The 19,797-nt window shown below is 60.7% G+C and carries 18 protein-coding genes; 12 read left to right on the top strand and 6 right to left on the bottom strand.

Annotated elements, in window-relative coordinates:
• The first annotated feature begins 3 nt into the window (after positions 1-3).
• The 5 genes from cysM (at position 4) to ACMXYJ_RS26050 (ending at position 6,158) form a co-directional block, all read left to right on the top strand.
• A complete protein-coding gene (gene cysM, locus ACMXYJ_RS26070; protein WP_415757485.1) occupies positions 4-906 on the top strand; it encodes a cysteine synthase CysM in 903 nt (300 codons plus the stop codon).
• The gene (rlmD, locus tag ACMXYJ_RS26065; protein WP_415757484.1) at positions 906-2,258 is read left to right on the top strand and encodes a 23S rRNA (uracil(1939)-C(5))-methyltransferase RlmD; all 1,353 of its coding nucleotides are present in this window, start codon (positions 906-908) and stop codon (positions 2,256-2,258) included. The genes cysM and rlmD overlap by 1 nt, the downstream gene beginning before the upstream one ends.
• Before the next feature lie 123 nt (positions 2,259-2,381).
• A complete protein-coding gene (gene relA, locus ACMXYJ_RS26060) occupies positions 2,382-4,625 on the top strand; it encodes a GTP diphosphokinase (protein ID WP_415757483.1) in 2,244 nt (747 codons plus the stop codon).
• Between the two features lie 128 nt (positions 4,626-4,753).
• Positions 4,754-5,587, top strand: coding sequence for a nucleoside triphosphate pyrophosphohydrolase (gene mazG, locus ACMXYJ_RS26055; RefSeq protein WP_415757482.1), 834 nt, complete (start codon positions 4,754-4,756; stop codon positions 5,585-5,587).
• 28 nt (positions 5,588-5,615) lie between these two features.
• On the top strand, positions 5,616-6,158 hold the full coding sequence (locus tag ACMXYJ_RS26050; protein ID WP_415757481.1) for a DUF2058 domain-containing protein: 543 nt from the start codon (positions 5,616-5,618) through the stop codon (positions 6,156-6,158).
• A gap of 70 nt (positions 6,159-6,228) precedes the next feature.
• Here the strand turns inward: ACMXYJ_RS26050 and ACMXYJ_RS26045 are convergent, their stop codons facing one another.
• The 6 genes from ACMXYJ_RS26045 to ACMXYJ_RS26020 all read right to left on the bottom strand — a co-directional run bounded on the left by ACMXYJ_RS26045 (position 6,229) and on the right by ACMXYJ_RS26020 (position 13,676).
• On the bottom strand, positions 6,229-6,417 hold the full coding sequence (locus ACMXYJ_RS26045) for a hypothetical protein (protein WP_095132420.1): 189 nt from the start codon (positions 6,415-6,417) through the stop codon (positions 6,229-6,231).
• A gap of 308 nt (positions 6,418-6,725) precedes the next feature.
• On the bottom strand, positions 6,726-7,946 hold the full coding sequence (gene fabB, locus ACMXYJ_RS26040; RefSeq protein WP_415757480.1) for a beta-ketoacyl-ACP synthase I: 1,221 nt from the start codon (positions 7,944-7,946) through the stop codon (positions 6,726-6,728).
• 11 nt (positions 7,947-7,957) lie between these two features.
• Positions 7,958-8,473, bottom strand: a complete 516-nt coding sequence (fabA, locus tag ACMXYJ_RS26035; RefSeq protein ID WP_046046480.1) for a 3-hydroxyacyl-[acyl-carrier-protein] dehydratase FabA — start codon at positions 8,471-8,473, stop codon at positions 7,958-7,960.
• A 247-nt stretch (positions 8,474-8,720) separates the two neighbouring features.
• Positions 8,721-10,622: an ATP-binding protein gene (locus tag ACMXYJ_RS26030; protein ID WP_415757479.1), complete on the bottom strand. Its 1,902-nt coding sequence runs from the start codon at positions 10,620-10,622 to the stop codon at positions 8,721-8,723.
• On the bottom strand, positions 10,619-11,551 hold the full coding sequence (locus ACMXYJ_RS26025) for an ABC transporter substrate-binding protein (RefSeq protein WP_415757478.1): 933 nt from the start codon (positions 11,549-11,551) through the stop codon (positions 10,619-10,621). The genes ACMXYJ_RS26030 and ACMXYJ_RS26025 overlap by 4 nt, the downstream gene beginning before the upstream one ends.
• Before the next feature lies 1 nt (position 11,552).
• A complete protein-coding gene (locus ACMXYJ_RS26020) occupies positions 11,553-13,676 on the bottom strand; it encodes a TonB-dependent receptor plug domain-containing protein (RefSeq protein WP_415757477.1) in 2,124 nt (707 codons plus the stop codon).
• Between the two features lie 196 nt (positions 13,677-13,872).
• On the opposite strand from ACMXYJ_RS26020, the gene ACMXYJ_RS26015 reads away from it, so the two are divergent.
• The 7 genes from ACMXYJ_RS26015 to ACMXYJ_RS25985 all read left to right on the top strand — a co-directional run bounded on the left by ACMXYJ_RS26015 (position 13,873) and on the right by ACMXYJ_RS25985 (position 19,777).
• Positions 13,873-14,898, top strand: coding sequence for an NAD(P)H-dependent glycerol-3-phosphate dehydrogenase (locus ACMXYJ_RS26015; RefSeq protein ID WP_056743259.1), 1,026 nt, complete (start codon positions 13,873-13,875; stop codon positions 14,896-14,898).
• 31 nt (positions 14,899-14,929) lie between these two features.
• Positions 14,930-15,277, top strand: coding sequence for a DUF4389 domain-containing protein (locus ACMXYJ_RS26010; protein WP_008087808.1), 348 nt, complete (start codon positions 14,930-14,932; stop codon positions 15,275-15,277).
• Positions 15,274-15,726 (top strand): phosphohistidine phosphatase SixA, encoded by a 453-nt coding sequence (gene sixA, locus ACMXYJ_RS26005; RefSeq protein WP_415757476.1) that lies wholly within the window; start codon positions 15,274-15,276, stop codon positions 15,724-15,726. The genes ACMXYJ_RS26010 and sixA overlap by 4 nt, the downstream gene beginning before the upstream one ends.
• A gap of 68 nt (positions 15,727-15,794) precedes the next feature.
• Positions 15,795-17,462 carry an AMP-binding protein gene (locus tag ACMXYJ_RS26000; protein ID WP_415757475.1) on the top strand — a complete coding sequence of 556 codons (1,668 nt, stop codon included), beginning with the start codon at positions 15,795-15,797 and terminating at the stop codon, positions 17,460-17,462.
• 32 nt (positions 17,463-17,494) lie between these two features.
• Positions 17,495-17,938, top strand: coding sequence for a hotdog fold thioesterase (locus ACMXYJ_RS25995; RefSeq protein WP_056743253.1), 444 nt, complete (start codon positions 17,495-17,497; stop codon positions 17,936-17,938).
• Positions 17,939-18,119: 181 nt separating this feature from the next.
• Positions 18,120-18,926 (top strand): alpha/beta fold hydrolase, encoded by an 807-nt coding sequence (locus ACMXYJ_RS25990; RefSeq protein WP_415757474.1) that lies wholly within the window; start codon positions 18,120-18,122, stop codon positions 18,924-18,926.
• Positions 18,923-19,777, top strand: a complete 855-nt coding sequence (locus ACMXYJ_RS25985; RefSeq protein ID WP_095132403.1) for an alpha/beta hydrolase — start codon at positions 18,923-18,925, stop codon at positions 19,775-19,777. The genes ACMXYJ_RS25990 and ACMXYJ_RS25985 overlap by 4 nt, the downstream gene beginning before the upstream one ends.
• Positions 19,778-19,797 lie beyond the last annotated feature (20 nt).

Raw genomic sequence — 19,797 nt, 5'->3', positions numbered from 1 at the left:
GCCATGACCTTGCAGTACCCAACCATCGCCGATTGCGTCGGCAACACTCCGCTGGTCCGTTTGCAGCGCCTGCCTGGCGCCACCAGCAATACCCTTTTGCTCAAGCTCGAAGGGAATAACCCGGCGGGTTCGGTCAAGGACCGTCCGGCGCTGTCGATGATTACCCGTGCTGAATTGCGCGGGCAGATCCACGTCGGCGATACGCTGATCGAAGCGACCTCGGGTAACACCGGGATCGCTCTGGCGATGGCCGCCGCGATCAAGGGTTACAAGATGATCCTGATCATGCCGGACAACTCCAGCGCCGAACGTAAAGCCGCCATGACGGCGTATGGCGCCGAGCTGATTCTGGTCACTCAGGAAGAGGGCATGGAAGGCGCCCGCGACCTCGCCCAGCGAATGGAAGCCGAAGGCCGCGGCAAGGTGCTGGATCAGTTCGCCAACGGGGACAACCCCGAAGCGCACTACACCACCACCGGCCCGGAAATCTGGCGCCAGACCGAAGGCACCATCACCCATTTCGTCAGCTCCATGGGCACCACCGGTACCATCATGGGCGTCTCGCGCTACTTGAAAGAGCAGAACGACAACGTGCAGATCATCGGCCTGCAACCGATGGAAGGCTCGGCGATTCCGGGCATCCGTCGCTGGCCGCAGGAATACCTGCCGAAGATCTACCAGGCCGAGCGCGTGGACCGGATCGTCGACATGGCGCAAAGCGAAGCCGAAGACGTGACCCGTCGTCTGGCCCGCGAAGAAGGCATCTTCTGCGGCGTGTCCTCGGGCGGTGCAGTGGCAGCGATGCTGCGTCTGTCCAAAGAAGTTGAAAACGCGGTGATCGTCGCCATCATCTGCGACCGTGGCGACCGTTACTTGTCGACCGGCATTTTCGACGCGCCTAACTGATGGCCAAGCAAGAGAGAGGCCTGCGCTTCCAGCCCACCGGCGGCAGCAAGGCCCCGCAAATTCCGACTGGCAAAAAGCAGCGCTTGAGTATCGAGCGCCTGGCCAATGACGGTCGCGGTATCGCGTTTTTTGAAGGTCGCACCTGGTTCGTCATCGGCGCATTGGCCGGTGAAGAAGTCGAAGCACGTGTGTTGGGCGCCCACGGCAAAGTGGTCGAGGCGCGCACCGAACGGGTGTTCCAGGCCAGCGAACTGCGTCGCCCGGCGCCGTGCCCGCATGCCGGTCGCTGTGGCGGTTGCAGCGTGCAACATCTGCCGCACAACGAACAGCTCGCCCTGAAACAGCGCATGCTCGCCGAGCAATTGTCGAAGGTCGCCGGTGTCGAACCCGAAGAATGGGCAGCGCCGTTGAGCGGTCCGGAATTCGGTTACCGGCGTCGCGCCCGAGTGGCGGTGCGCTGGGACATGAAAGCGAAAAAACTCGAAGTCGGTTTCCGCGCCGCTGGCAGTCAGGACATCGTTGCGATCAACGAATGCACGGTGCTGGTACAGCCCTTGCAACCGATCATGACCCGCTTGCCGGAAATGCTCCGTCGCTTGAGCAAACCTCAGGCGCTGGGGCATGTGGAATTGTTCAGCGGTTCGTCGTTGGCGGTGTTGTTGCGGCACATGGCGCCGCTGTCCGACGCCGACATGACGATCCTCAAGGATTTCTGCGCTTTCCATGAAGCCCAATTGTGGCTGCACGGTGACGGCGAACCGCAACCGGTCGAGGCTGACCAGTCGTTGGGTTATCGACTTGAACAGTGGGATTTGAACCTGGCGTACCGACCCGGAGATTTCATCCAGGTCAACGCCGGGGTCAACGAAGCGATGATCGCCCAGGCGCTGGACTGGCTGAAGCCGACGGCGGAGGAACGCGTTCTCGATCTATTCTGTGGTTTGGGTAACTTTGCGTTGCCGCTGGCCAAGGTCGTTCGCGAAGTGGTGGCGGTGGAAGGTGTGCAGGCGATGGTCGAGCGGGCAGCCGCAAACGCCGCTAGCAACAATCTTCATAATGCGAAGTTTTTTCAGGCCGATTTATCCCAGCCTTTGACCAATGCCGAATGGGCGCGCGAAGGCTTTTGTGCGGTACTCTTGGACCCACCGCGTGACGGTGCTTTCGAGGCCGTGCGCAAGCTGGCGTCCCTGGGCGCCAAACGGTTGGTGTACGTGTCGTGCAATCCGGCAACGCTGGCGCGCGATACGGTCGAATTGATCAAGCAGGGCTACCGGTTAAAACGTGCCGGGATTCTCGATATGTTTCCTCAGACGGCACATGTCGAGGCCATGGCGTTATTTGAAGCGAGCTAGGACGGCTCGTCTGGTCCGACTGGCCCGCCCGTGCAGCCGCGTACCGGCCCTGACGTGGGCACACGGGCAACGAAGGTCAGCGATTTGACGCATTGAATCTGCGTCGTAGGGAAGGTAAGCAAGATGGTACAGGTGAGAGCACACCAGCCGATCAACACCGACGGCAGTATCAATCTCGAGGCTTGGCTCGATCACGCGGTCAGTGTCGATCCGGCACTGGATCGCGAAGCCTTGAAGGAAGCGTGCGAGTTTGCTCGTGCGTCTGAACAACAAGCCAATGCGGCGAAAAACCTGTGGTCCGAAGGGACTTCGAGTTTCCGCACGGGCCTTGAGATCGCCGAGATTCTCGCCGACCTCAAACTCGATCAGGATTCGTTGGTTGCCGCGATCCTGTATCGCGGCGTGCGCGAAGGCCAGATTGAATTGCCGGCGATCAGCCAGCGCTTCGGTCCGGTGGTCGCCAAACTCATCGACGGCGTGTTGCGCATGGCGGCGATCAGCGCCAGCCTCAGCCCGCGTCAATCCCTGGTGCTGGGCACGCAGGGCCAGGTCGAGAACCTGCGCAAGATGCTGGTCGCCATGGTCGACGACGTTCGCGTTGCGCTGATCAAACTGGCCGAACGCACCTGCGCGATCCGTGCGGTGAAAACCGCCGATGACGAAAAACGCAACCGCGTCGCCCGTGAAGTCTTCGACATCTACGCGCCTTTGGCTCACCGTCTCGGTATCGGTCACATCAAGTGGGAACTGGAGGACTTGTCCTTCCGTTACCTGGAGCCCGATCAGTACAAGCAGATCGCCAAGTTGCTGCATGAGCGACGTCTGGATCGCGAGCGCTTTATCGCTGACGTGATGAGCCAACTGAAGAATGAGCTGACCGCGACCGGCGTCGATGCCGACATCAGTGGCCGGGCCAAACACATCTATTCGATCTGGCGCAAAATGCAGCGCAAGGGTCTGGAGTTCAGCCAGATCTACGACGTGCGCGCCGTTCGCGTGCTGGTGCCGGAAATGCGCGACTGCTACACCGCGCTCGGTATCGTCCACACCCTGTGGCGGCACATTCCGAAAGAATTCGACGACTACATCGCCAACCCGAAAGAGAACGGCTACCGCTCGCTGCACACCGCGGTGATCGGCCCCGAGGGCAAGGTGCTGGAAGTGCAGATCCGCACCCACGCCATGCACGAAGAAGCCGAGCTGGGCGTTTGCGCGCACTGGCGCTACAAGGGCACCGACGTCAAATCCGGTTCCAACCACTACGAAGAGAAAATTTCCTGGCTGCGTCAGGTCCTCGAGTGGCATGAAGAACTGGGTGACATCGGCGGCCTGGCGGATCAGCTGCGGGTCGATATCGAGCCGGACCGGGTCTACATCTTCACTCCGGACGGTCACGCTATCGACTTGCCGAAAGGCTCGACGCCGCTGGACTTCGCCTACCGCGTGCACACCGAAATCGGTCACAACTGCCGTGGCGCGAAGATCAACGGGCGCATCGTTCCGCTCAACTACAGCCTGCAAACCGGTGAACAGGTCGAGATCATCACCAGCAAGCACGGCACCCCGAGCCGCGACTGGCTGAACTCGAACCTGGGTTACATCACCACCTCGCGGGCACGGGCGAAGATCGTTCACTGGTTCAAATTGCAGGCGCGCGACCAGAACGTCGCCGCCGGTAAAACCTTGCTGGAGCGCGAACTCAATCGCCTCGGTCTGCCAGCGGTAGATTTCGACAAGCTGGCCGAGAAGGCCAACATGAAAACCGCCGAGGACATGTTCGCCGCGTTGGGCGCAGGCGATTTGCGTCTGGCACAACTGGTGAACCTGGCGCAGCAACTGGTCGAACCGGAGCGCGGCAACGAACAGCTGGAACTGATCCCGCGCAAGGCCACGGGTTACAAACCGGGCAAGCGCGGCGACATCCAGATCCAGGGCGTCGGCAACCTGATGACCCAGATGGCCGGCTGCTGCCAGCCGCTGCCGGGGGATGCGATCGTCGGTTACATCACCGTGGGCCGCGGCGTGAGTATTCACCGTCAGGACTGCGCCTCGGTGCTGCAACTGGGCGGGCGCGAGCCCGAGCGGATCATCCAGGTCAGCTGGGGCCCGGTGCCGGTGCTCACCTATCCGGTGGACATCATCATCCGCGCCTACGACCGTTCCGGTCTGCTGCGTGACGTTTCGCAAGTGCTGCTCAACGAGCGGATCAACGTGCTGGCGGTCAACACCCGCTCGAACAAAGAGGACAACACCGCGTTGATGTCCCTGACCATCGAGATTCCGGGGCTGGATGCACTGGGGCGGTTGCTGGGGCGGATTTCCCAGTTGCCAAACATCATCGAAACCCGCCGTAACCGGACGCCGTGATGATGAGCTCCGATCCTATGTGGGAGCGAGCTTGCTCGCGATGGCTGCCTACAGGGCACATTGATGTTGAATGTGCCAACGTCATCGCGAGCAAGCTCGCTCCCACAGGTTCTTGCAGAGTTTGATAAATGTATTCACTTGAAGACTTGCTGCACCTGATGAGCCGTCTGCGCGACCCGCAGTTCGGCTGCCCGTGGGACATCAAGCAAACCTACGAAACCATCGTCCCGCACACCCTTGAGGAAGCCTACGAAGTCGCCGACGCCATCGAGCGCGGTGACTTCGATCACTTGCAGGGTGAGTTGGGGGATTTGCTGTTTCAGGTGGTTTATTACAGCCAGCTGGCACGGGAAGAAGGGCGCTTCGAATTCGCCGGTGTCATCGACAGCATCACTCGCAAGTTGATCCGTCGTCATCCTCACGTGTTTCCTACCGGTGAACTGTATGCGCCTCTGGATGTTCCGCGCCTGAGTGAAGATCAGGTCAAGCAGCGCTGGGAAGAGATCAAGGCTGAAGAACGGGCGGAGAAATCTTCGGCGCCCGAACAGCTGTCCTTGCTCGACGACGTGCCCGCAGCTCTGCCGGCATTGTCCCGTTCGGCGAAGTTGCAGAAGCGTGCAGGGCAGGTCGGGTTCGACTGGCCTGACGCCTTGCCGGTGCTCGACAAAGTGCGCGAAGAGCTCGATGAAGTGCTCGAGGCCATGGCCGACAATGACTCGGCAGCGATTGCCGATGAAGTCGGTGACCTGTTGTTTTCCGTGGTCAATCTGGCGCGTCATCTCAAGGTCGATCCCGAAACTGCACTGCGTGGCGCCAACAGCAAGTTCGAAAGACGCTTCCGTTTTATCGAACAGGCATTGCGCGACACCCACCGTCCCATAGAAGATTGCACCCTCGAAGAGTTGGACGCCTTGTGGGGCGAAGCCAAACGTCAGGAAAAGAATTTGCCCAGCTGCGGTTGAGCAGTTGCCTAAGTGAGTAATAAGCACCATGAGCATTTCCCTTCGCGACCAGTTGCTCAAAGCAGGGCTGGTCAACCAGAAGCAGGCCAAACAGGTCGGCAAAGAGAAGCAGAAACAGCAGCGTCTGGCCCACAAAGGTCAGATCGAACTTGATGACTCGCAGCAGCGGGCAGCTCAGGAAGCCATGGCCGAGAAGGTCAAGCGCGATCAGGAGCTGAACCGTCAGCAACAGGAGAAGGCCGAAGCCAAGGCTCGAGCGGCTCAGGTCAAACAGTTGATCGAAGTCTCGCGTCTGCCGAAGCTGACGACCGAGGACTACTACAACTTCGTCGACGACAAGAAGGTCAAGCGCCTCTGCGTCAACACGCTGATGCGCAACAAGCTCAGCAGCGGTTCGCTGGCCATCGTGCACCACGCCGGCGGTTATGAAGTGATCCCGCGTGAGGCGGCCCTGAAGATCCAGGAGCGCGATCCACAGCGTATCGTGCAGATGAACGTGAAGACCGAAGAAGTCGCTGTCGAAGACGATCCGTACGCGGCCTATCAGATCCCGGACGATCTGATGTGGTAAGCCGTTAGAGACTGCAACAACGACAAACCCCGCTCATGGCGGGGTTTGTCGTTTTCAATGCTGTCATTGCTTATGCGGATTGGAGCTCTCGTTGCTGCTCCAGTTTTTCCAGTTCGGCCTTGTAGCTGTGGGCATCGGTTTCGGAGTGGAACATCCCCACGAGCATGTCTTGTTGGTGCACGTCCCAGATCCGGATGCCGGCGGCTACGCCTTCGTGGGACTTATGTGAATCGTCGCGTTCAGTTACTTTTACAGTCATCTGCTAGCTCCAATCTCTGTTATCTGCAGCAAGGCGTGTGCAGGACTCCGTTATATGTTTGGTTAGCCTGCTAAGTAAACGACTGAGTTTGGTAACGGACTTTTGCCAGTTTGGTAAAAGTCCTGCAGCCCGCTAAACACGCGACATTCGGTCGCAGGGCGTTGAGTTTCATGACAAAAGCTTCATGTTCGCGACGACGAAAACCGCGGTTGGAACCTCGAGGGATTGCGGTGTTCCACATTTTTTCAGGCACAAAAAAACGCCCCGAACCAGTCGGGGCGTTTTTATGTGCGGCGTAGGCGGGGGTATTACTTACCGGCCCAGCGCTTCAGTACCAGCGTTGCGTTAGTGCCACCGAAGCCGAAGCTGTTGCTCATCACGGTGTTGATGGTGGCGTTTTCGCGAGTCTTGGTCAGGATCGGCATGTCAGCCACTTCCGGGTCCAGTTCGTCGATGTTGGCGGAACCCGCCATGAAGTTGCCTTCCATCATCAGCATGCAGTAGATCGCTTCGTGAACGCCGGCGGCGCCCAGGGAGTGACCCGACAGGCTCTTGGTGGAGCTGATGGCCGGTGCCTTGTCGCCGAACACTTCACGCACACCTTTCATTTCCATGACGTCGCCGACCGGAGTCGAGGTGCCGTGGGTGTTCAGGTAGTCGATCGGAGCGTCAACGGTGGACATGGCCATCTGCATGCAGCGGATGGCGCCTTCGCCGCTTGGGGCGACCATGTCGTAACCGTCGGAGGTCGCGCCGTAGCCAACGATTTCCGCGTAGATCTTCGCGCCGCGGGCCAGAGCGTGTTCCAGCTCTTCGACCACGACCATACCGCCACCGCCGGCGATGACGAAACCGTCACGCTTGGCGTCGTAGGCACGGGAAGCTTTTTCCGGGGTTTCGTTGTACTGGCTGGACAGTGCGCCCATGGCGTCGAACAGGAACGATTGGCTCCAGTGTTCTTCTTCACCGCCGCCGGCGAACACGATGTCCTGCTTGCCCATCTGGATCTGTTCCATGGCGGTACCGATGCAGTGAGCACTGGTGGCGCAGGCAGACGCGATGGAGTAGTTCAGGCCCTTGATCTTGAACGGTGTGGCCAGGCAAGCGGAAACGGTGCTGCTCATGGTCCGCGTGACGCGGTATGGGCCGACGCGCTTGACGCCTTTCTCGCGCAGGATGTCCAGCGCTTCCATCTGGTTCAGCGTGGAGGCGCCGCCGGAGCCGGCGATCAGGCCGGTACGCGGGTTGGAGACTTGCTCATCGGTCAGACCGGAGTCGGCGATGGCGTCTTTCATGGCCAGGTAGGCGTAAGCCGCCGCGTGGCCGACGAAGCGAAAGATCTTGCGATCGATCATCTCTTCGAGGGGAAGGTCAATGGAGCCGGAAACCTGGCTACGCAGACCCATTTCGGCATATTCCGGGTTGAACCGGATGCCAGGGCGGCTTGCACGCAGGTTAGCGGAGACGGTCTCTTTGTCATTGCCCAGGCACGAAACGATGCCCAGACCAGTGATAACGACGCGGCGCATGCGGATAACCCTTAGAAGTTGTCAGTGGAGGTGAAAACGCCGACCCGAAGGCCTTCGGCGGTGTAGATCTCGCGGCCGTCGACGCTGACCGAACCATCGGCGATGGCCAGGTTCAGCTTGCCTTTCAGTACGCGCTTGATCTGAATGTTATAGGTTACTTTCTTGGCGGTCGGCAGAACCTGACCAAAGAATTTCACTTCGCCCGAACCCAGGGCGCGACCGCGGCCCGGCAGACCTTGCCAGCCGAGGAAGAAGCCGACCAGTTGCCACATGGCGTCGAGGCCCAGGCAGCCTGGCATCACCGGATCACCTTCGAAGTGGCAGGCGAAGAACCACAGGTCCGGAGTGATATCCAGCTCGGCGACCAATTCACCTTTGCCGTACTTGCCGCCTTCTTCGCTGATATGGGTGATGCGATCCACCATCAGCATGTTAGGGGCGGGCAGTTGCGCGTTACCTTGGCCGAACAGCTCACCGCGACTGCAGCGCAGCAGGTCTTCCCGAGTAAAGGCGTTTTGTTTGGTCATGCGAGCTCCTCAATAGTCCCATGCGGCAGGTGGGGCAAATCTTCCCGGCCGATCGAAGCGTTCATGCCTCGAGTCAGCAGCCTACTCATAGACTATTGCGTTGTGGTGAAAGTCACAGCACCAAGGACATGAATGTACACTTGTGCACTGAAATTATTATTCAAGCCCCTTTTCGGGCCTGTTCGGGTGCCTAAGACTGCCGCACTTTCGCCTTTCACGCCAGTCACAGATAGCCGAAAGGCCTGCACTACTGCACCCAGCGCTGCAGAATTTGCTGCAAATCTGTGCGTTTGAAGGGCTTGGCCAGGTAATCGTTCATTCCCGCCGATAAACAAGCTTCGCGGTCACCCTGCAAGGCGTTGGCGGTCAGCGCGATGATCGGCAAGTCTGTGCAACCGGGTAATTGGCGAATCTGTCGGGTGGCCTCGTAGCCGTCGATGATGGGTAGCCGGCAGTCCATCAGAATCGCTTCGAAAATCAGACTCTCGGCACTGCGTACTGCCTGGGCGCCATCGGTGACGACGCTGACAGTAAAGCCCAGACTGCGCAACATTGCTTCGATGACCGTCTGATTGACCGGATTGTCTTCCACCAGCAACACGTTGCGCCCTTCGCCATCACCGCTGCCGGTCGGTGTGCGTGGCGTCAGCACGGGCAGCGTCTGTTTATAGAGCGCCAGCGGGATTTCCAGGGTGAACACCGAGCCGCGACCTTCCTCGCTCTGGGCGCGCAATGTGCCGCCCATGCGTTCAGCCAGCGTGCGAGCAATCGGCAGGCCCAGCCCGGTGCCACCGTATCGCCTCGAAATAGAACTGTCGGCCTGCTGGAAGGCGTTGAACATCAATTCCAGGCTTTCAGCCGAGATACCAATCCCGCTGTCGCGCACAGTGCAGGTGAACCACAGCAATTCGTGATCCAGCGACTGCCATTGCGGTTCGATGCTGACACGGCCCTGTTCGGTGAATTTCAGCGCATTGCCAATCAGGTTGACCAGGATCTGCCGGATCCGCGTCGGGTCGCCCTGCACCTGCAACGCGCGCATGTCGTCCGGAATCGACAGCGCCAGGTCGAGCCCGCGTTGCCCGGCGCTGTGCGAGAACGACTGGGCGCAACTGCCGATCAGGTCGGCAAGGTTGAACGGAATGTGCTCCAGCTCCAGTTCCGAACGCTCGATGCGCGAGAAATCGAGAATATCGTTGATGACTTTGAGCAGGTGTTCGGTGGACTCCGAGGCGAGCGCCGCGTACTCGACCTGCTCCTCGGTCATCTCGGTGGTTTCCAGCAGTTGCAGCATGCCCAGCACGCCATTCATTGGCGTGCGCAGTTCATGGCTCATCATCGCAAGGAAATCGGACTTGGCGTTGTTGGCCTTTTCCGCTTCCTCGCGAGTCTGAATCAACTGCGCCATCGCTTGATGCTGTTCGCGACTGGCTTGTTCGAGCCCGTTGGCGAGGTTGTTGATGTGTTGCGACAACGCGCCCAGTTCGGTGTCGTCGACGATCGGCAGCGGCGTTTTGTAGTCGCCGTCCTGAATCGCCTTGACCGCGTTGCCGATGTCGCGGATCGGTTGCGACAGGCTGCCGGCCAGTCGCCGGGCGACCAGAAAAGTAAACAGCAGGGCGAACAGCGCCAGGATCCCGGCCTTGAACAGGATTTCCTGCTGACGCTGGCTGAAGGCGTCATTGGACAGGCCGACGATCACCCGACCCAGATAATCCTCGGTGGGCGCCGTGTTGGCGACGCGGCTGCCCTGCAGGAAATCATTGTGCAGCTGGATGCGTTGCAGCCGCACCGGGGCCTGGAACACTTCGACCTGGTGCGAGCGGTTGTGGGTTTCCGACGGTTGCTCGACGTACACCAGAATCCGGTTGGCGCTGTCCTGGACTTCCAGAAAGCGCACATTGGGCGTGGCCAGGGTGGCCTTGAGCAAACTGTCGAGCACCTCGTTGTTGCCCGAGATCACTCCGTATTCGGTGGCCGGCGCCAGTTGGTTGGCGATCAATTGCCCGGTGCGGTTGAGCTCCTGACGCAGGTCCTGGATCCGCACGAAGGTGAAGAAACTGATCAACAGCAACGTCAGCAACAGGGCAGGGCCGAGGCTGATGATCTGTGTGCGGGTGTTGATGTCCCAGCGGCGACGGAAGGTCATGGGTGGCGTTCTCCTGCGGCCAACTGTGTTGCGACAAACGCATCAGGCATCTGTTCTATACCTAATGAACGAGCCACCTGCGGGTTACTCAAGACTTTGAAATGTTGCGGGTAATGCGCGCGTGGCCATGTCGTTGATGGTCGGTCGAGCAGCTCATTGAGAATCTCCAGCCAATCACTCTGATCGCTGTAGGTGCTGGCCAGGCTGCCAGCCTTGACGAATCCGGGATTGGGGCCGATCAACGCCATTTGCCGCGCGTAGCTGCTAAGTAGCAGGTTCTTCGCGGTTTTCGGGTTGTACAAATCGGGGTCGTCGAGGCCCAGCAACACGTCGCTGTTCTTCAGCAAGGTCTGCAGCGGTCGGCTGTCGTTGGTGTTATCCCAGCGCTCGGTAACCACCTCAAGGCCCAGGGAGTGGGCGGCCTGATGCAATTCTTTCAACAGGAATTCGCTGTGGCTGTCGAAGAGCACACCCACGCGTTTGGCATGGGGCAGGAGGAGCCGGATCAGGCGTAATTGCCGGTCCAAAGGCTGATCGCTCCACAGCAGGCTGAGGTGTGAGGGTAGGGTGGTCCCCAGACGCTGGCGGGCTTGCAGGCGGCTGATGCGCAGGACCAACGTCGCCGGGCCTTGGGGGTCTTGCAGGCGCCAGTCGAGGCTTGGCAGGTCGAGCAGAATCAGACGGGTGCCAGCGGGCAGTTTGCCTGGCGCCGGCAGACTGGCCAATGTCTGGAAACGCACGCTGTCGTCAGGGCGCATCTCGCGCAGGGACTGGGCGAAGGATTGCGCGCCGGGGCTGTCGTCGGCGCCGGTCAGCAAAATGTCCGCGGCGCTGGCCGCCAGGCTGCTCAGCAGCCCGGCAAACACCAGGTACAGCCCTGCCAGCAGGCGGCCAAGGATTGGCGTCTTGCGTGACGGGCGATACAGCATCCTAGAACGCCAGCTCTGCGCTGAAGTAAAGCACCCGGCGCTCGTCGTAGTTGTTGTCGGCGAAGGTTGTGGGCTGGCTGTCGAGGCGTTGCTGGAGCACGCCGGCCAGTTCCAGGCTGGCCTTGCCCAGGCCGATGCGTTTGGCGATGCGCGTGTCGACCCGTTCGAAGCGGTAGCCGTTCAGGGCATCGTCACCATAGTAGAAGAGCGCGCTGTTCCAGCCATGGCCCCAGTTGCGCAGCCAACCGGCGGAACCGCTGTTTCGAGCCGTTTGTTGTGCATCCAAGGGGTTGCTCGCCTCGGCATCGACGTAGGCATAGGTCAGGCGCAGGCGATCAGTGCTGCTGATTCGCCAGTCGAGCTGAGTTTCTGCCCCTTCGAGGCGCGCGCTGTTTGAGTTGCTGGCGATGTACTGATTGTTGCGCAGCGGTTCGCTGATCATCCCGGTGATTTCGTCGTAGAACAGCTTCACATCGACCGCCAGCCCCACTTCGGCAAAGTAGCCGTTGTAGCCCAGCTCCCGGGAGCGCATGTGTTCCTGTTCGAGGTCGCCGGGGCCACGGGTCTTGACGAAATAACGGGCACTGGACTGGCCATAGGCGCTGGGTCGCAGGTTCTTTACCTGATAGCTCCAGTTGACGTTGTTCTCGAACATGTCCGGCGAGCGGATGGCTTCCGAATACACCGCCCGCAGGCCATGGCGCGGGTTGATCAGGTAGTTGACCGCCACCCGCGGGGTGAGCGAACTGCCGATCAATTGCGTGTCTTCGAACATCGCGCCGCCCTGCAGCAACCAATGTTCGGTGGCGCGCCACTCGAGTTGGCCGAACGCCCGCCAGGTGGTGTCGTCGAGAGTGCCATTGAAGTAGGTCTCGGAATCTGCCCGGTCGTAACGATAGTTCATGCCGCTGACCAGTCGCAGACTGTCGGACAGGCTGAGGGTGTCCTGCAATTCAAGGTCGTAGCGCGATTCCCGGGTGCTCTGGTCAATATCGCCACAGAGGGTTTGCCGGGCACCGTTTCGCCATTGGTCCAGCACTTGATTGCCCAGTGCGCGTTGGGCCGGGTCACCTGCGGGCGCGCCCGGGCCGGTGTAGCGCTCCATGTTGCGCGCCAGGCGTTCGGTGTAATTCGGGTTGAGCTGCCAGAGTTCGGTCAATTGCGGGCTGAACGAGACCTCGGCATCGCAGGCCCGCCAGGTCTGCTGACGATCCCAGTGCTGCGCCGAGCCCTGGATGTAAAGGCTGTGATCGGGATTGATGTCGAGGTTCCAGCGCAGCGAGCCGGCGTAGTCCTTGGCGATGACGTCGGAATTGTTCCCGGCATCGGTAATCCCCGAGAAGACCGGGCGGTAGGTATACGGACGCTGGTTGCTCCCGTCCTTGGCATTCAATTGCCAGTCGATGCTCTGGTTTTCAGTGAGCGTCTGGCTGACCGCGAGGTTGAAGCGGTTTAAGCGGCGGCTGTCGCGGTAGTCGGCGCCGTTTCGGTCTGAGTCGAAGCCGTCGTCTTGCTGGCCGGACAGCGACAGGCGCAGGTCGCCGCCGTCCCAGCCCACGCCCTGGCTGGCGTAAAAGTCGTCGATGCCGCGCTGCCCACGGGTGACTTTCATCCGCGTTCCGTGGCTGTCGGCCGGGTTGCGCGTGATGATGTTGACCACCGCCATCAGCGCATTGGCGCCGTAGCTGACGGTGTTCGGGCCGCGAAAAACTTCGATGCGTTCGATGTCTTCCAGGGCCACCGGAATGTCACTCCAGTCCACCGTGGCCAGGCCTGCGCGGTACACCGAGCGGCCGTCGATCAAGACTTGCAGGCGTCGCGCTTCGGTCGCATTGGTGCCGTGATAGTTCACTGCCGCCTGGTTGCCGTTGATGTTGCCGACCATCATTCCCGGCACCAGTCGCAGCAATTCGCTGATGTCCCGGGCGCCACTGGCGTTGATCAGTTCGCTGTCGATCACCGTCATGCTCCCCGGTACCGCGGCCGGCGACTGCTTGAGTCGCGTCGCGGTCAATACTTGCGGCAGCGGCTCGCTGTCGAGGAACAAGTCGTCGGCAAGCAATGGCGAGCTGAAAATCAGCGCCAGTACCAGCGGCGAGCGAGGTGAAGGGGAGCCAAACGACACAACACATCCTTGATAGCGAACAATTGGCGCGCATGTTAACCGAGCGCAATGACTTTTCCAGTCACGTTGTGGGCATTTTCCTCGGTTTTCTTGGTCTTCTTCCTACAAGTGCCGGTAATTGATGCGGGGGCTGGCCGCCACTGGGCCGCTCCGTATAATGCCGTCATCGCCACTGGTATGGATTAACGGATTGCATATGACTGAACAGCGCCCAATTGCGGTCCTGGGAGGCGGAAGTTTTGGTACCGCCGTGGCTAATCTGCTGGCCGAGAACGGGCATCAGGTCCGGCTGTGGATGCGTGACCCCGAGCAGGCCGAGGCCATTCGGGTCAATCGCGAGAACCCGCGTTACCTCAAAGGCATCAAGATTCTGCCGGCCGTGGAAGCGGTCACCGACCTGCTGGCCACTCTGCAAGCCTGCGACCTGTGCTTCGTCGCACTGCCATCCAGCGCGCTGCGCTCGGTATTGATGCCGCACGCCGAGCGTTTGAGCGGCAAATTGCTGGTGAGCCTGACCAAAGGCATCGAAGCCCACACCTTCAAACTGATGAGCGAGATCCTCGAAGAGATCGCTCCGCAAGCGCGCATCGGCGTGCTGTCCGGGCCGAACCTGGCCCGTGAAATCGCCGAACACGCGCTGACCGCCACGGTGGTCGCCAGCGAAGACGAAGAACTCTGCCAGCGGGTCCAGGAGGCGTTGCATGGCCGGACCTTTCGCGTGTACGCCAGCGCGGACCGCTTCGGCGTGGAGTTGGGCGGCGCGCTGAAAAACGTTTACGCGATCATCGCCGGCATGGCGGTGGCGTTGGGCATGGGTGAAAACACCAAGAGCATGCTGATCACCCGGGCGCTGGCGGAAATGACCCGCTTTGCGGTGAATCAGGGCGCCAACCCGATGACCTTCCTCGGTTTGGCGGGCGTCGGCGATTTGATCGTCACCTGCTCGTCTCCGAAAAGCCGTAACTACCAGGTCGGTTTCGCCCTCGGCCAGGGCTTGAGCCTGGAAGATGCAGTGACGCGCCTGGGCGAAGTCGCCGAAGGGGTGAACACCCTCAAGGTGCTCAAGACCAAGGCTCAGGAGGTGGGCGTGTACATGCCGCTGGTCGCCGGGCTGCATGCCATTCTGTTTGAAGGGCGCACGCTGGAGCAGGTAATCGGTCTATTGATGCGTGCCGAGCCGAAAACCGACGTCGACTTTATTTCCACCAGCGGTTTCAACTGAGCACTCAATTGACAGGGGCAGGGAGCGAGACATGAACGATCCGAAAACAGAAGCCAAGTACGAATCCATCCTGCTGCGTGTGTTGTGGATGATCGTCTACGTGTTGGTCTGGCAAGTGGCGCAATTCATCCTCGGCGCCGTGGTGTTGGTTCAACTGATCTATCGTTTGATATATGGCGCCCCGAGCGCCAGCCTGATGAACTTCGGCGACAGCCTGAGCCAGTTCCTGGCGCAGATCGGTCGTTTCGGCAGCTTCCACAGCGACCAGAAACCGTGGCCGTTCGCCGACTGGCCGACGCCGCGTACACCGGAAGGTGAAGCACCGCACGCTGTGGCGCCGGCACCACACCCGGTCCGAGATGAGGAGCCCAAGCTATGAAACTCTGGATACTGCGTCATGGTGAAGCCGAGCCACACGGCAAGCGTCCTGATTCGGAACGGGCACTGACGGCCCATGGTCGTGAAGAAGTGCTGCGCAGTGCCGCCGAATTGGCCGGCAAGCCGCTGACCGCGATCTATGCCAGTCCTTACCTGCGAGCGCAGGAGACCGCAGAAATTGTGCGTACAGCGCTGAATTTCGCGCCGGAGATTCGCACCGTCGACTGGCTGACCCCCGACAACCGCCCGCAAGCGGTGGCGGAGCAGTTGGTGTCTGTGGATCACGCGTTGCTGGTCAGTCATAACCCGCTGGTGGGTAACTTGCTGGGTTACCTTCAGCATGGACATGTGCAGGACCCGGAAGCGGTCCGCACTGCCGGCCTTGCAGAACTTGAAGGTGATTTGCCGCTGGCCGGCGCGATGAAACTCAACGGCATCAAGCACCCGTAAAATAGTCAACCGAGCAACTGCTTGGTTGGCTACGCTTGCTCCAGACCAGAAATAAAGGAGCGAGTCGCATGCCTGCTGCTTTTCGTTTGCCGCTGGACGTTTTCTACGAGCGTGAAGCGCGCCATCCCCGCCAGCGTTTTTTGGTCCAGCCCACGGGCGGCGGCCAGGTCGAAACGCTGACCTGGGAAGACGTCGGGCATCAGGCGCGCTGCGCCGCGCATTGGTTGCGCGCGCGCGAATTGCCCCACGGCAGCCACATCGCCCTGATCTCAAAAAACTGCGCGCACTGGATCATCGCCGACCTGGCGATCTGGATGGCCGGTCATGTCTCGGTGCCGCTCTACCCGAACCTCACCGCCGAGACCGTGGCCCAGGTCCTTGAACATTCCGAAGCGGCGCTGGCGTTCATCGGCAAACTCGATGACTGGCCCGGCATGTCTCGCGGGGTCAGCGCCAATCTGCCGACGATCAGCCTGCCGTTGCATCCACCCGGCACGTTCGATTTCAGCTGGGCCGATCTGCAAAAGAGCTCACCGATCCAGGACGATCCCAAGCCGTCCGCCGACCAGTTGGCGACCATCATTTACACCTCCGGCACCACTGGCATACCCAAAGGCGTGATGCACAGTTTCGCCAATCTGGGGTTTGCCACCACTCGCGGTACGCAGCTGTTTGGCTTGAATGAGTCGGATCGACTGCTGTCCTACCTGCCGCTGTGCCATGTCGCCGAGCGGATGTTCGTCGAGCTGGCGTCGATCTACACCGGGCAAACGGTGTTTTTTGCCGAGAGTCTCGACACCTTCCTGACCGATTTGCGCCGTGCACGTCCGACCGCGCTGTTCGGTGTGCCGAGGATCTGGACCAAATTCCAGATGGGCGTGTACAGCAAGATCCCGGCAAAACGCCTCGACTTCCTGCTCGGTTTGCCGATCATCGGCAAGCGGGTCGGCCACAAAGTCCTGGCCGGGCTCGGGCTGGATGCCTTGCGCATCGCTTTGTCCGGCGCCGCGCCAGTGCCGCAGACCTTGCTGCTGTGGTACCGCAAACTGGGGCTGGATGTACTGGAGGTCTACGGCATGACCGAAAGTTGCGGCTATTCGCACGTTTGCCGGCCGGGCCAGAACAAACCCGGCTGGATCGGCAAGCCGTGCCCGGAGGTCGAGGTGCGGATCGCCGAGTCGGGCGAGGTCATGGTGCGCAGCGGCGCGACCATGCTCGGGTATTTCAAGGAGCCTGAGAAAACCGCCGAAACCATCACCGAGGACGGCTTCCTGCGCACCGGCGACAAGGGCGAGGAGGACGCCGAAGGCAACCTGCGCCTGACCGGGCGACTGAAGGAAATATTCAAGACCAGCAAAGGCAAATACGTCGCCCCGGCGCCCATCGAAAATCGTCTGGCGGAGCATTCGCGCATCGAGCAGGTGTGCGTGGTGGGCGATGGCCTGAGTGCGCCGCTGGGGTTGTGCGTGCTCTCGGCGGTCGGTCAGCAGGACGCCAGCGGAACGGCGCGTGCGGGCCTGCATTCAAGCCTGGAAAAACTCCTGGAGGAGGTTAACGGCGTCCTCGACAAACACGAACGCTTGCATCGATTGGTGGTGGTCAAGGACAGTTGGGCGGTGGAAAACGGCTTCCTGACGCCGACCCTGAAGATCAAGCGCAACGTGATCGAAGCCACCTACGGTGCGCGGTTCGAAGAATGGAGCGAGCGCAGTGAAGCGGTGCTGTGGCAGGATTGAGTCACGAATAAAACCAACAAAGGATGTCAGCAATGAGCTTGTGGCGTACCCATCCCAACATTGAACAGTTGAACGCAATCCAGAAAAACACCATCGGCGAAGTGCTGGATATTCGCTTCGAAGCCTTCGACGACGAGTCCCTGACCGCGAGCATGGTCATCGACCATCGCACTCACCAGCCTTACGGTTTGCTGCACGGCGGCGCCTCGGTGGTGCTGGCCGAAACGGTCGGCTCGATGGCCAGTTACCTGTGCATCGACGCCAGCAAGTTTTACTGCGTGGGCCTGGAAATCAACGCCAACCATTTGCGCGGCTTGCGCAGTGGGCGGGTTACCGCGGTGGCCAAGCCAATTCACATTGGCCGCACGACGCATGTCTGGGATATCCGATTGACCAGCGACGAGGGCAAGGCCAGTTGTGTGTCGCGGTTGACCATGGCGGTGGTGCCATTGGGTGAGAATCCACCCGCCCGCTGAAACGCGATTCCTTGTAGCAGCCGAACGCAGCCTTCGGCAGCTGCTACATAGAGCTTCATCAGATTTAAGTTTTGCGACATAGCCATGACCGGACTGTCATCATTCCTGGCACTTACGGTCATTGCTGTAGGACGCCGTCTTACGGACAATCAACCCTTGTTTTCGTTGATGGATCATCGGTATGTCGCAACAGATATTTTTCGCCCACGCCAACGGCTTCCCCTCGGGCACCTATGGCAAGTTGTTCGCGGCGCTGGCGCCCGAGTATCAGGTGACGCATCTGCAGCAGCACGCCCACGACCCGCGTTTTCCGGCGGACGACAACTGGTACAACCTGGTCGACGAGCTGATTCATCACCTCAAGCAGCAACCGGAACCGGTGTGGGGCGTCGGCCATTCCTTCGGTGGCGTGCTGCACCTGCACGCGGCGTTGCGGTGTCCCGAACTCTATCGCGGCGTGGTGATGCTTGATTCGCCGGTGCTGACCCGCGCTGATCAATGGGTGATTCGCGCCGCCAAACGTTTCGGTTTCATCGATCGCCTGACCCCGGCCGGCCGTACGCTGGGACGTCGGGAAGAGTTCGCCGATCTGGAAGCCGCCCGACTCTATTTCGCTGGCAAAACCCTGTTTCGCAGTTTCGACCCGGAATGCTTCGACGCTTACCTGCAACACGGCTTGCACAAGGTGGGCGACAGGCTGCGCCTGCGCTTCGACCCGGCCACGGAAATCAGTATCTATCGCGGCGTGCCGCACACCAGTCCCGGCCGCACACGGCAACTGAAAGTGCCGCTGGCGGTGGTTCGCGGGCACAAGAGCCGGGTGGTGATGCGTCATCACGCAAGCCTCGTGGGTCGCTTGCCGCAGGGCGAGTCCCTGACCATGCCTGGCGGCCACATGTTTCCCCTCGAACGTCCCCAGGACACGGCCACGCTGCTGAAGAACCTGTTCAGCCGTTGGGAAGGTCGCCGCCAACAGGATTGCGCATGAGCAACGTCGTTGAAGAAGTTCGCCTGAGCCTGCCGCATATCGAGTTGGCAGCGCACTTGTTCGGCCCCGAAGACGGCATGCCGGTGATCGCTTTGCATGGCTGGCTGGACAACGCCAACAGCTTCGCCCGGCTGGCGCCGAAGCTCAAAGGCTTGCGCATTATCGCGCTGGACATGGCCGGTCACGGTCATTCCGGGCATCGGCCGACCGGTGCCGGTTACGCACTGTGGGACTACGCTCATGACGTGCTGCAAGTGGCCGAGCAATTGGGCTGGAAGCGCTTTGGGCTGCTGGGGCATTCCATGGGCGCGATCGTTTCGCTGGTGCTGGCCGGTTCGTTACCGGAGCGCGTGACCCATCTGGCGTTGATCGACGGCGTCATTCCTCCTACAGACAAAGGCGAAAACGCTGCCGAACGGATGGGCATGGCCCTGCAAGCGCAGCTGGATTTGCGGGAGAAGCGCAAACCGGTCTACAACACCCTCGACCGGGCCATCGAGGCGCGCATGAAAGGCTTGGTCGCTGTCAGTCGCGAAGCTGCAGAACTGCTGGCCCAACGTGGATTGATGCCGGTGCCGGGCGGCTATACCTGGCGCACCGATAACCGCCTGACGTTACCGTCGCCGCTGCGTCTGACCACAGAACAGGCGATGGCCTTCGTCCAGCGGGTCAGTTGTCCTGCAAAACTGGTGGTGGCTGCCGACGGCATGCTCGCCAAACATCCCGAGTTGCTGGAGCGTCTACCCTTTAGCCGTGAACAGCTGCCTGGCGGGCATCATTTGCACCTGAATGACGAACCCGGTGCCGACCTTGTCGCAGACTGTTTCAATCGGTTCTTCGCCGTTCCTTGACTTGCGCCGGGCAACTGTCG

The sequence above is a fragment of the Pseudomonas arabinosi genome, assembly GCF_047758675.1.
GTDB classification, from domain to species: domain Bacteria; phylum Pseudomonadota; class Gammaproteobacteria; order Pseudomonadales; family Pseudomonadaceae; genus Aquipseudomonas; species Aquipseudomonas arabinosi.
This window is presented reverse-complemented; position numbering and strand designations above follow the sequence as displayed.